Here is a 12,168-nt window from a genome sequence, read left to right as displayed (position 1 = left end):
CGCGGCCGCCGCCTAGTCGGGCCGTTCCCACGGCCTCGCGGCACCGGTCGACGGCGTCGCGGACCACCCGCCTGAACCCGGGGGACGACCATCCCCCGGTGCCCTCCGGCCCGGCCGACGTCACGGACGTGACGGCGGCGGCGTGACACGCGCCCGGCCGATGATCACCACGCAACGCCACACCGAGCCTCCAGGTCGAGGCTGCGCACACGACGCACGCGAGCAACACGCGAGCACCGCACCCGCAGCGCGACCCGGGGACCCGGCAGACGCATGAGGACGCAACCCATGTCCAAGTCGCCCACCACGGCGCGCCCGTCCACCTCCCGCCCGACGACCCTGCGTGCGATCGCGCGGATCCTCCCCTACGTGCGGCCCCACCAGGGCCGCCTCATCGCCGGCATGGCCGCGGCGATGGGTGCCTCCCTGGTGGCGCTCGCCATCCCCTACGTGCTGCAGTGGCTCGTCGACGGTCCGCTGTCGTCGCGCGACTCGGCGCAGATCTGGCCGGCCGGCCTCGCGGTGCTCGCGCTCGGCCTGCTCGAGGCGTTCTTCATCGCCTCGCGTCGCCGCCTGGTGATGCGGCCGTCGACGCGCATCGAGTCGAGCATGCGCAACGCCCTGTACGCGAAGCTGCAGGACCTGCCCGTGTCCTTCCACGACCGGTGGGAGTCGGGGCAGCTGCTGTCCCGTTCGGTGTCGGACCTGTCGCTGATCCGCCGCTGGCTGGCGTTCGGCGTCGTCCTGCTCGTGGTGAACATCATCACGATCGCCGTGGGCTTCGTCGTGCTGTTCACCTTCGGGTGGCTGCTCGCCCTGATCTTCCTGGTCGCGTCGATCCCCTTGTGGATCAACGGGCTGCTGTTCGAGCGCCGGTACTCGGTCGTGGCGCGCCGCAGCCAGGACCAGGTCGGTGACCTCGCCACGAGCGTGGAGCAGTCGGTGCACGGCATCCGCGTGCTCAAGGCGTTCGGCCGCGGCGGCGCGAAGCTCGACGAGTTCAGCGAGCAGGCCGAGGCGCTCCGCGGCACCGAGATCAAGAAGGCGAAGGCCATCGCGAGCATCTGGCTGTGGCTGCTGCTCGTGCCGGACGTCGCATTCGCGCTCTGCCTGCTGGCCGGCATCTGGCTGGCGTCTCAGGGCGAGATGACCGTCGGGCAGCTCTTCGCGTTCTTCGCGACCGCCACGGTGCTGCGGTTCCCGATCGAGTCGATCGGCTTCTTCCTGTCGATGACGTTCGACACCAGGACCGCGGTCGACCGCTTCTTCGAGGTCATGGACTCCGAGAACACCATCACCGACCCGGCCGAGCCGAAGACGATCCCCGAGCCGCACGGCGCGCTCGCGTTCAACGCGGTGCACTTCCGCTACCAGGACTCCGCACCGCAGTACCCGGACCTGGTGAACGGCGTCGAGCTGCGGCTGGAGCCGGGCGAGACGATGGCGCTCGTCGGGCTCACCGGGTCCGGCAAGACGACGCTGCTCGCGCTCGTCCCGCGCCTGTACGACGTCACCGGCGGGTCCGTGACGATCGACGGCGTCGACGTCCGCGACCTCACCCGAGCGGAGCTGCGTCGCCACGTCGCGGTCGCCTTCGAGGACGCCACCCTGTTCTCGACGACGGTGCGTGAGAACGTGCTGCTCGGCCGTCCGGACGTCACGGGCGACGAGGCCGAGGCGCTCATGCGCGAGGCCCTCGACATCGCCCAGGCGTCCTTCGTGGACGACCTGCCCGACGGCGTCGACACCCGCGTCGGCGAAGAGGGGCTCTCGCTCTCCGGCGGACAGCGACAGCGCCTGGCGTTGGCGCGGGCGATCGCGGCGCGGCCGTCGGTGCTCGTGCTCGACGACCCGCTGTCGGCGCTCGACGTCGACACCGAGGCACGGGTCGAAGCCGGCCTGCGCCGGGTGCTGGCCGACACGACGTCGCTCATCGTGGCGCACCGACCGTCGACCGTCACCCTGGCCGACCGCGTCGCGCTCATGGAGAACGGCACGGTCACCGCCGTCGGCACCCACTCGGAGCTGATGGCCACCAACGAGCACTACCGGTACGTCATCTCGTCGCTCGACGACGATGACGCAGACGCCCGCGAGGAGGCGATGGCATGAGTCAGCAGGAACAGAACCTGCCGGTCGGGACGTCGGCCGGCTCGGGAGGCGCGGATCCGGTCATCGACGACGTCGCCGACGCGCAGGCTGCCGCACCCATCACCGCCTCGATCACCACCCTGGGGGTGCGCGGCGAGGAGCGTGGCGACTTCACCAAGGCGGAGAGCAAGCGCCTGCGGCGCCGCTCCCTCGCCCTGCTCGGGTCGCTCGCGGCGCCGCTGAAGGCGCGGCTCGTGCTGCTCGGCGTCGTCGTGGTCGTCTCGACCGCCGGCACCGTCGCCGGGCCGGCACTCATCGCGTGGGGCATCGACGAGGCGCTGCCGCGGGTGATCGACCAGGACGACTGGGCACCGGCGTTCGGTGTCGTGTCGGCGTACGTCGTCATCGCGGTGCTCGGTGCGGTCCTCGCTGCCTGGTACACGGTGCTCGCGGCCCGGATCAGCCAGGCGATCCTCATCGACCTGCGCAAGCGGGTGTTCCTGCACACGCAGCGGCTGTCGCTCGAGTTCCACGAGACGTACACGTCGGGCCGGATCATCTCGCGCCAGACGAGCGACCTCGACTCGATCCGCGAGCTGCTCGACTCCGGGCTGAACCAGCTCATCCAGGGCGTGCTCTACATGGTGTTCACCGCCGTGGCGCTCGTCCTGCTCGACCCGGTCTCCGGCCTCGTGCTGGCGATCTCGCTCGTGCCGCTCTGGTTCCTCATCCGCTGGTTCCAGACGAACTCGCAGACGCTGTTCCGGTCCACCCGCACCACCTCGGCGCGGGTCATCGTGCACTTCGTCGAGACGATGACGGGCATCCGCGCGGTGCAGGCGTTCCGCAAGGAGTCCCGCAACCGCGACGAGTACGGGGGCTTCGTCGAGGCGTACCGGGTGGCGAACACGAAGGTGTTCAACCTGTTCGGCACGTTCGACCCGATCCTCGTGCTCATCGGCAACGTCACGCTCGCCGCAGTCGTCATCGTCGGCGGCTTCCGCATCGTCGGCGGCTCGCTCGAGGTCGGCGTCCTGCTCGCCGTCGCCCTGTACGCCAAGCGGTTCTTCGACCCGGCGCAGGAGCTCGCGATGTTCTACAACGGGTACCAGTCGGCCTCGGCCGCGATGGAGAAGATCTCCGGCGTGCTCGAGGAACGGCCGAGCGTGCCCGACCCGGTGCAGCCCGTCCGGCTGCCGGACGCGCACGGCAAGATGGACTTCGACGGCGTCGAGTTCGCGTACAACGCGGGCAAGGTCGTGCTGCCGGAGTTCGACCTGCACATCCCGGCCGGGCAGACCATCGCGCTCGTCGGCTCGACCGGCGCCGGCAAGTCGACGCTCGCCAAGCTCATGGCGCGCTTCTACGACCCGTCCCGCGGCTCGGTGCAGCTCGACGGCGTCGACCTGCGCGACCTCGAGCCGAAGGACATGCGCCGCGCCATCGTCATGGTGACGCAGGAGGCGTACCTGTTCTCCGGCACCGTCGCGGACAACATCGCGCTCGGCAAGCCCGGGGCCACCCGGGCCGAGATCGAGGCGTCGGCGAAGGCCGTCGGCGCGCACGAGTTCATCACGGCGCTGCCCGACGGGTACGACACCGACGTGAACAAGCGCGGTGGCCGTGTCTCGGCGGGTCAGCGGCAGCTGCTCTCGTTCGCCCGCGCGTTCATCGCCGACCCGAAGGTGCTCATCCTCGACGAGGCGACCGCGTCGCTCGACATCCCGTCGGAGCGGCTCGTGCAGGAGGGGTTGGAGACCCTGCTCGCCGACCGCACCGCGGTGATCATCGCGCACCGGTTGTCGACCGTCGCGATCGCGCACCGCGTGCTCGTCATGGAGCACGGCCGCGTCGTCGAGGACGGCACCCCCGCCGACCTCATCGCCGGCACCGGGCGCTTCGCCCAGCTGCACGCCGCCTGGCGCGACTCGCTCGTGTGAGCCGCGCCCGCTGACGGCCGACGCGCCCCGGTGAGCCGGGGCGCGTCGACCGTTCCGGGGCGCGTCGTGCCGGACGGGGGACACGGTCGCTCGGGGACGACGTGGTTGGCTGGACCGATGAGCACTGGACCGACGAACAACCAGAGCGTGCAGCCCGGCGGGGTCGCCCTGAGCGAGCCGTTCGTCGGCGCTCCCTTCGCCGAGGCCGTCCGTCGGTTCTGGCGCAAGTACACCGTGTTCACCGGCCGGGCCTCGCGCTCCGAGTTCTGGTGGTGGTGGCTGACGTCGCTCGCGATCGGTCTCGTGCTGCAGCTCGCCCCGCAGGCCTTCACGCCGGACACCCCGCTGCTCGAGAACCCGGTCGGCTCGTACCTGTTCGTGCTCTGGGGGCTGGTGACGCTGATCGGCTCCCTCGCCCTCGGCGCCCGCCGCCTGCACGACGCGGACCGGTCCGGGTTCTGGCAGTTCCTGCACGTGCTGCCCGGCATCGGCTCGCTCGTGCTCCTCGTGCTGTTCCTGCTGCCGTCGAACCCGAAGGGCGTGCGCTTCGAGCGCTGAGCGCAGCACACGCACCGGTTCCTCCGGCAGGATGGACCGCAGCAGCGCGGTACGACGCCGCCGACGACACCACCTGGGGGAGCACATGTTCGGGTTCGGCAAGAAGACCACCACGCCGGCGCAGGAGTCGGCCGCGACCACTGCGCCGCAGCAGCCGGCCGAGGCGCCCGCGCCGGCGTCCGACCTCGGCCTGGCGAAGGGGCGCATCAACCTCGAGAAGCGACAGGTCGTCTCGCTCACCAAGACGCAGACGATCACCGCGACGATCTCGTGGCCGAACGCCACCGACTACGACGTCTACGCCCTCGTGCAGTACCGCGACGGGCACGTCGAGACCGTCGCGCAGTTCGGCACGAAGGCCGAGCGCTCCTTCAGCCCCCGCACCGCCGACGGCGCCGTCGTGCACCGCGGTGACGAGCGACGCGGCACCGGCCAGACGACCATGGCGCAGGAGACCGTGGCGATCACGCTGAACCCCGAGATCGCCCGGATCGTGCCCGTCGTGTACTCCGCGCAGTCGAACGGCACCGGGTCCTTCCGCAAGTACCAGGTCGGCATGGCGATCGACAACGGTGCCGGCGACGTCGTCGAGATCGACGCGCGGGACGCCGACACGAACAACAAGGTCTACACGTGCGTGCCCGGCGTCATCACGAACGGCGACCAGGTCCGCATCGAGAAGCTCGAGTTCTACTCGGCACCGCGCTCCGAGAAGCGGCCCGTCATCGCGGACGACGGCTCCGTGGTGATGGACGCGGGCGCGGTCAACGCGTTCAAGTAGGCCGACGTCGTCGGCGCCCGTTCAGAACGGGTCGTCCGCGTCCGTGGTCGGCGACCAGCGCGCCCGACGCATGTCGAGCCTCCAGGTCGACGCCCCCTGCCGGACGGGCGTGCCCTCGGCGCGGTAGTGGCCGAGCGCCCGCTCCTCGTGGTGGAGCGGCGGGAGCCCGCCCGCGCGGACGACCCGCCACCACGGCAGGTCGGCGCCCTCGTGCGCCATGACCTTGCCGACGGCGCGGGACGCCCGTGAACCGAGCACGGCGGCGACGTCGCCGTAGGTCATGACGTGGCCGGGCGGGATGCTCCGGACGACCTCGGCGACGGCGGCGCCGAAGTCCTCGTGCGCCCCGGTGGCGGCAGGCACTACAGCGGCAGGACCGCGAAGTGGTCGCCGTACCGGGTCTCGCGCACGACCTCGAAGCCGAGGGCGCGGAAGAACGCCTCGGGGCTGTCGTCGCCGCCGGGCTCGTACACCACGGTCAGCCGCTCGAACCCACGGCTGCGGGCCTCGTCCGCCAGGCCGTGCACGGCGAAGCGGCCGACGCCGCGACCCTGCGCGCTCGCCGCGACGTTGACGCGCCAGATGCAGCTGCGGAGTTCCTCGTGCGTGCTGTCGGGGTCGAACGAGCCGATGATGATCCCGAGGACCTCGTCGCCGTCGAGGACCACGCGCGTCCACGCCGAACTCGGCTTGACGTCGGACTCGGCGACGCCGTACGTGGTCGGCTGCACGAACTGTTCCTGGCCCGGCTTGAGCGTCAGGGAGTTCGCCGCCGCAGCGGTCTTCGCGGAGAGTTCTTCGAGACGCAGGTCGGACATGCGGCCAGGGTAGTGGTGCGACCCGTCCGGGGGCCAGCGCCCGCGGCGGACCGAGACCGCACCGTTGCACCGCGGTATGGTCGCGGGATGGCAGAGCATCGGCGCGGGGCGAACCTGCCGTCGATCGGTGGGTTCAACCGGACGGTCGTGCTCGACGCGGTCCGCCGCTCACCGGACGGCCTGAGCCGGGTCGAGCTCGCGTCACGCACGGGCCTCAGCGCGCAGACCGTGTCGAACGTCACCCGGTTCCTCATCGAGGCCGGCATGATCGTCGAGTCCGGCACCGTCGTCTCCGGCCGCGGCAAGCCCCGCACCATCCTGCGGCTGGAACCCGGCAGCCGCTACGCCGTCGGCGTGCACGTCGACCCCGCCGTCGTCACCTACGTGTTGCTCGACCTGGCCGGGGCGGTGGTGGCGTCGACCACCACGTCCACCCCGACCGCGGACGACCCGTCCGAGGTGGTGCGCACCATCGCCTCGGCGGTGCGCGGCCTGGTCGCCGAGGCCGGCGTCGACGTCGACGCCGTGCTCGGCATCGGCATCGCGAGCCCGGGCCCGATCGACGTCGACGCCGGCATCGTGGTCGACCCGCCCTTCCTGCCGCGGTGGCGGGACGTGCCGCTGCGCGAGGCACTGGCCGAGGCCACCGGTCACCCGGTGCTGCTCGAGAAGGACGTGACCGCGGCGGCCGTCGGCGAGATGTTCCTGGCGGGGGAGTCCGCGGCGCGGAACTTCGCCTTCGTGTACTTCGGCACCGGGTTCGGTGTCGGACTCGTGCTCGACCACGAGCCGGTGCGCGGGGTCGGGTCGAACGCGGGCGACGCCGGGCACATCATGGTCGACCAGGGCGCCCTCGCCGGCACCCCGGACAGCGCGGGCACGCGGGGCGAGGTCGGCGCGGCCGTCGCGCCCGACCGACTCGTGCGGATCGCGCGGGAGCGCGGCGTGCGGTTCACCGGCGGTACGGCAGACGACACCGCCCCCGTCGCGGCCGACGCGGTGAACGCGGCGTGGGACGAACTCGCCGCCGCCATCGACGACGGGGACGCCGCCGCCGTGACGCTCGCCGCGCAGACCGGTGCCGTGATGGGGCAGGCCGTCGTGCTCATCGTGAACCTGCTCGACGTCGACCGGGTGGTCTTCGGCGGCCCGTTCTGGTCGCGGATCGCGAGCGCGGCGCTGCCGGCCGCCCGAGCGGCGATCGTCGACTCGCCGTTGCTCGTGCCGAAGCACCCGGTCGCCGTCGTCGAGAGCGACCGGGGCGCCGACGTCGCCGCGGTCGGTGCCGCGTGCCTGGTGCTCGACGCGGCCCTGTCGCCCCGGGCCAGCGCCCTGCTCATCGGGCGCTGACCCGGCGGTCGCCGCTACGCTTGCGGACCGACGCACCCGCCGGCGGTGCGGGGGACCTGGGGGAACCATGACGGACACGCTGGACGACGGCACGATCGACCCGCGGTGGGCCCGGGTCCGCCCGCTCGTGTTCCGCACGATCATCGGCGCGGTCGTCGCCGCCGGGCTCGTCGGCATCGTGGCGGTGCTGCTCGGGGACTTCGGCCGGGTCGCGGTGCAGCTGCTCCTGACGATCGTCGTGGTCGTCGTCTTCGCCCTGCTGTCCTGGTACGACGCCGACGTCTCCTCGCAGCGGTCGGGGACCTTCGCGTTCGCGAGCGTCCTGACGTCGCTGTACCTGCTCGTCGCCGGGCTGGTGAAGGTCTGGATCGTCCCGATCGACCCGTACGGCGGCGACGGGATCTGGATCGTCGGCGAGCGGTTCTGGCAGTGGATCGGGCTCGTCGCCGTCGCGCGCGTGGCCCTGCTGCACGTGCACCTGCTGCTCGTCATCCACCGACGGTTCCCGACGCCGGTGCTGCAGGTCGTCGCCAAGTCGACCGTCGGGGTCATCGCGTTGCTCGCGCTGCTCGTGTCGATCCCGTTGCTCGCCCCCGGCCTCGACCTGCGTCCGGGGTACTGGCGACTCGTCTGGGTGGTCGTCATCCTCGACCTGCTCGGCACCGTCGTGGTGCCGCTGAGCAACGCGCTCTTCCGCCCACGGGAGCACCACGACGCGTCGGTGGGGTCGTGGGGGCCGTTGCCGTTCGCCGAACCCTCGCCCGGGCCGGGACCCGCGGCGTCTGCGTGGGGTGCGACGCCGGTCTCCGGCACGGTGTCGGCGTCCGCACCGCCGACGGCCTGGGGGCCGAGCACGGCGCAGGCGTCGGCGGCTGGGGGCCCGAGCACGGCGCAGGTGCCAGCGCCCTGGGGTCCGAGCACGCCGCAGCCGCCGGTGGCCACGCCCGCTGCCCCGACTCCCGCTGCCCCGACTCCCGCTGCCGCGGTGCCGGTCGCGTCACCGGACACCGACACGGTGACCGGTCCGGACGGGTTCCGGTACGCGACCCGACCGACGGCGTCACGCGCGCTCGCCTGGCCGCGGTACGTCGACGGGTCACCGCTGCCGGCGCTCGCCGACGGGTCGCCGGACTTCTCCGGGGTCGCCCGGGGCTGACCGGCGACGGGGTCGGGGTCGCCCCCGGGGCGGTTGCGACCACGGTCCGCGACACCCGTCGTTCATCCGACGGCCACCGGCAGGACGCCCGGATGCTGAACAGTCGTGCAGGTCTCCCCCGACCTCCCCGAGAAGGACCCTGCATGCGCGTTCCTGCCCTGCGCCCGCCGACCATGCGCCCGTCGACGCTGCGCCCGTCGACCCTGCGCGCCACCGCGGCACTCGTGGCCGCGCTCATCGCCGCCGCCGGCATCGGCGTTGCCAGCCCCGCCGTCGCGGCCGTCGGTGCGGACGACCCCTCGGTCGGCGCCGCCGCCGCGAACGGCCTGGTGGTCAACGAGGTCGAGTCCAACGGCGACGACACCGACTGGGTCGAGCTGGCGAACACCTCCGCCGCGGCGATCGACCTGTCCGGCTACGCGTTCCTCGACGACGACGGCAAGCACGAGGCGTACGTCCTGCCGAGCGGGTCGACCATCGCGGCCGGCGGGTACTTCGTCATCGACGGGCTGTCGGCCACCGCGCCGGGGTTCGACTTCGGCCTGGGCGGCAAGGACACCGTCCGCGTGTACGACACCGCCGGCGACCTGGTGCTCCGGTACTCCTGGACCGCGCACGCCGCCGTCACCTGGGGGCGCTGCCCGGACGGCACCGGGCCGCTCGTCGACACGACGGCCTCGACGAAGGGTGCGCCGAACGACTGCTCGTCGCCGGTCCGCATCAACGAGGTCGAGTCGCAGGGCGGCACCCCGGGCGACTGGGTGGAGCTGACGAACGTCGGCACCACGACCGTCGACCTCGGCGGGTACGTGCTGCGTGACAGCGAGGACGACCACACCTACGCGATCCCCGCCGGCACGACGGTCGCGCCGGGCGGGTTCACGGTGCTCGACGAGGCCGACTTCGTGTTCGGCCTCGGCAAGGCGGACGCGGTGCGGCTCGCCGACCCCGCGGGGGCGATCGCCGACGAGTACCGCTGGTCGGAGCACGCCGCGACGACGTACGGCCGCAACCCGGACGGCACCGGCGAGTTCGCCGTCACCGCCGAGCCGACGAAGGGCGCGGCGAACCGGTTCGCCGGCGTCGTCACCGCCGAGGCCTGGCCCGGCGGCCCGGACGAGACGGTGCTCGACGACGAGGACACGTTCTCGGGTGACCTGAGCGGTCTCGACTGGACGACCTCGAGCACCTCGGGCGACGGGCAGCTCTGGGCCGTGCAGAACGGCGACGGGCTGCTCTACCACCTGGCCTCGGATGGCGAGGGCGGCTGGGCACCGACCAACACGGCGGGTACCGACCTGCGCTACGCCGACGGCACCGGGACCCCGGACGCCGAGGGCGTCACGGTCACCGCCGACGACCCGGGTGCCGTGTACGTCTCGACCGAGCGCGACAACGACGTGTCGTCGACGAGCCGACCGGCCGTGCTCCGCTACGCCACGACGGACGGCGCCGAGACCGTGCTGCGCGCCACCGACGAGTGGGACCTGGCTGCGGACTTCCCGGGGCTCGGCGCGAACGCCGGCCTGGAGGGCGTGACCTGGGTCCCGGACGCGTGGCTGACCGAGCACGCGTTCACCGACGAGCACACCGGCGCGGCCTACGCCCCGGCGACCTACCCGGGACACGGCGAGGGGCTCTTCTTCGTCGGGGTCGAGGGGACGGCGAGCGTGTACGCCTACGCCCTGATGGAGGACGGCGCCTTCCAACGCGTGGCCACGATCGCGACGCCGTTCGCGGTGGTCGCGGACGTGCAGTTCGACCCGACGGTCGACGCCCTGTGGGTGGTCTGCGACGAGGTCTGCTCCGGCCGCACGGCACTGTTCGCGGTGACCGACGGCGCCTTCGCCGCGACCACCCTGTACGAGGCCCCGGCGGACGCGGACCGGACGCTCGCGAACGAGGGCTTCGCGATCTCGGGGGTCTGCACGGACCGCGGTCGGGCGACGTTCTACGCCGACGACAACGACACGGACGGCTTCTCGCTCCGCACCGGGACGTACCCGTGCGAGGGCGGCACGGAGCCGACGCCGGAGCCCACGCCGGACCCGACGCCCGGCCCGGGCACGGACCCGACGCCCGGCCCGGGTACGGACCCGACGCCCGGCCCGGGTACGGACCCGACGCCCGGCCCGGGTACGGACCCGACGCCTGTGCCGACGCCGGAGCCCACGCCTGGCCCTGGTGTCGACCCGACCCCTGGTCCGGGTGTGGACCCGACCCCTGCTCCGACGCCGGTGCCGCCGGTGGACGGGATCACGCCGCCGGTGGTGCCGGTGGCGCCGTCGGAGTCGTCGTTGACGGGTGCGAACCGTGGTGGTGTGTCCGCGCCGGCGGCGGCTCGTGCGGGGGAGACGATCACGGTGACGGTCGGCGCGCAGGACGCCGGTTCGACGGTGCGGGTGTGGTTGTACTCGACGCCGACGGTGATCGGCACGGTCGTGGTCGCGGCGGACGGCACGGTGCGGGTGACGATCCCGGCGGACACCGCGCCGGGGGCGCACCGGCTCGCGGTGACGGCGGCGGACGGCAGCCTGGTCGGGTGGACGACGATCACGATCACCGGTGACGGCCAGCTCGCGTTCACCGGTGCCGACGGCCTCGGCGCGGGTGCGCTCATCGCGTTCCTGCTCCTCGCCGCGGGCGGAGTGCTCATCGTCCGTCGCCGCCGCACGGCCGCGGAGTAGTTCCCGCGCCCCACGGGGGTGCTTCGTGAGCAGGAACGGTCGGGTCGCCGTGCGCGACCCGACCATTCCTGCTCACCATGCGAGGTGCGAGGTGCGAGGTGCGGGGTGCGAGGCGCGGGGCGCGAGGCGCGAGGTGCGAGGCACGAGGTGCCGGCGCGCAGCCCCGGGTCAGTCCTGCGTGCGGAGCGTCTGGCCGTCGTCGCCCGGGACGGCCTCCTTCGTCGTCCAGCCGTACCAGTGCTCGCCGATCTCGGCGACCGCGCGCCCGTCGCCGCAGGTCACCAGGCCCGTGGTCGGCAGGTCCTCCGGCAGGAAGTCCGCGGTCATCGCCGGTCCGCCGTACGAGCCGTCGAGCTCCGTGCAGTCGTCGAGGTCCACGCCGCGCGCCGAGTCGAACCGGATGACGTAGCCCGGCTGCGAGGCGTGCAGGCGGACGTCGATGTCCTCTGCGTCGGCCGGCACCCACGCCGGCATGAAGAACGCGACGTCCTCCGACTCGCCGGACCGCGGAGCGTCGGCGTACGAGGCGAAGTGCTTCTGCGGGGTCTTGTTCGGGACGATGTCCTGCAGGACGCTGCACCCGGTCGCGAGCAGGAGCGCCGACACTGCGACGGTCGTGGCGAGGGCGATCCGGAGCGTCCGGCGGGCGGTGGTGGGGCGGGTGTCGATGCTCATGGTTCCAGTCTCTGCCGCGACCGGCCGGTGACACATCACGTGCGCACCCGGATCGACCCGGGGGTTTTCCCCACCATCGGGTGCTCGGACCCGGTCCGCGCGGCACGGCGGT

10 protein-coding genes are annotated in these 12,168 nt (G+C 72.8%); 7 read left to right on the top strand and 3 right to left on the bottom strand.

Translation table 11 applies throughout. The features are described from left to right. Positions 1-288 precede the first annotated feature (288 nt). The 4 genes from DEI99_RS15290 (at position 289) to DEI99_RS15275 (ending at position 5,370) form a co-directional block, all read left to right on the top strand. Entirely contained in the window at positions 289-2,112 is a 1,824-nt protein-coding gene (locus DEI99_RS15290; protein ID WP_111040958.1) for an ABC transporter ATP-binding protein, read from the top strand. Continuing rightward, entirely contained in the window at positions 2,109-4,031 is a 1,923-nt protein-coding gene (locus DEI99_RS15285; RefSeq protein ID WP_258369248.1) for an ABC transporter ATP-binding protein, read from the top strand. Before DEI99_RS15290 ends, DEI99_RS15285 begins: the two co-directional genes overlap by 4 nt. Positions 4,032-4,148: 117 nt before the next feature. Continuing rightward, positions 4,149-4,589 (top strand): DUF805 domain-containing protein, encoded by a 441-nt coding sequence (locus DEI99_RS15280; protein WP_111040957.1) that lies wholly within the window; start codon positions 4,149-4,151, stop codon positions 4,587-4,589. Between the two features lie 31 nt (positions 4,590-4,620). Then, on the top strand, positions 4,621-5,370 hold the full coding sequence (locus DEI99_RS15275; protein WP_146247061.1) for a TerD family protein: 750 nt from the start codon (positions 4,621-4,623) through the stop codon (positions 5,368-5,370). A gap of 21 nt (positions 5,371-5,391) precedes the next feature. On the opposite strand, the gene DEI99_RS15270 is transcribed toward DEI99_RS15275, so the two are convergent. Together DEI99_RS15270 and DEI99_RS15265 are read right to left on the bottom strand one after the other, a co-directional pair. Then, positions 5,392-5,733, bottom strand: coding sequence for an MGMT family protein (locus DEI99_RS15270; RefSeq protein ID WP_071253991.1), 342 nt, complete (start codon positions 5,731-5,733; stop codon positions 5,392-5,394). Next, positions 5,733-6,188 (bottom strand): GNAT family N-acetyltransferase, encoded by a 456-nt coding sequence (locus DEI99_RS15265; RefSeq protein ID WP_071253993.1) that lies wholly within the window; start codon positions 6,186-6,188, stop codon positions 5,733-5,735. Before DEI99_RS15265 ends, DEI99_RS15270 begins: the two co-directional genes overlap by 1 nt. 87 nt (positions 6,189-6,275) lie before the next feature. Between DEI99_RS15265 and DEI99_RS15260 the strand changes: the two genes are divergently transcribed. From DEI99_RS15260 to DEI99_RS15250, 3 genes are all read left to right on the top strand, one after another. Further along, a complete protein-coding gene (locus tag DEI99_RS15260; RefSeq protein ID WP_111040955.1) occupies positions 6,276-7,538 on the top strand; it encodes an ROK family transcriptional regulator in 1,263 nt (420 codons plus the stop codon). Between the two features lie 67 nt (positions 7,539-7,605). Beyond that, positions 7,606-8,694, top strand: coding sequence for a hypothetical protein (locus DEI99_RS15255; protein WP_111040954.1), 1,089 nt, complete (start codon positions 7,606-7,608; stop codon positions 8,692-8,694). Between the two features lie 143 nt (positions 8,695-8,837). Then, a complete protein-coding gene (locus DEI99_RS15250; RefSeq protein ID WP_181434356.1) occupies positions 8,838-11,381 on the top strand; it encodes a lamin tail domain-containing protein in 2,544 nt (847 codons plus the stop codon). A 168-nt stretch (positions 11,382-11,549) separates the two neighbouring features. Here the strand turns inward: DEI99_RS15250 and DEI99_RS15245 are convergent, their stop codons facing one another. Continuing rightward, positions 11,550-12,056, bottom strand: coding sequence for a hypothetical protein (locus DEI99_RS15245; RefSeq protein WP_111040953.1), 507 nt, complete (start codon positions 12,054-12,056; stop codon positions 11,550-11,552). Positions 12,057-12,168: the final 112 nt, after the last annotated feature.

It is taken from the genome of Curtobacterium sp. MCLR17_036 (assembly GCF_003234445.2).
Lineage (GTDB): Bacteria > Actinomycetota > Actinomycetes > Actinomycetales > Microbacteriaceae > Curtobacterium.
This window is presented reverse-complemented; position numbering and strand designations above follow the sequence as displayed.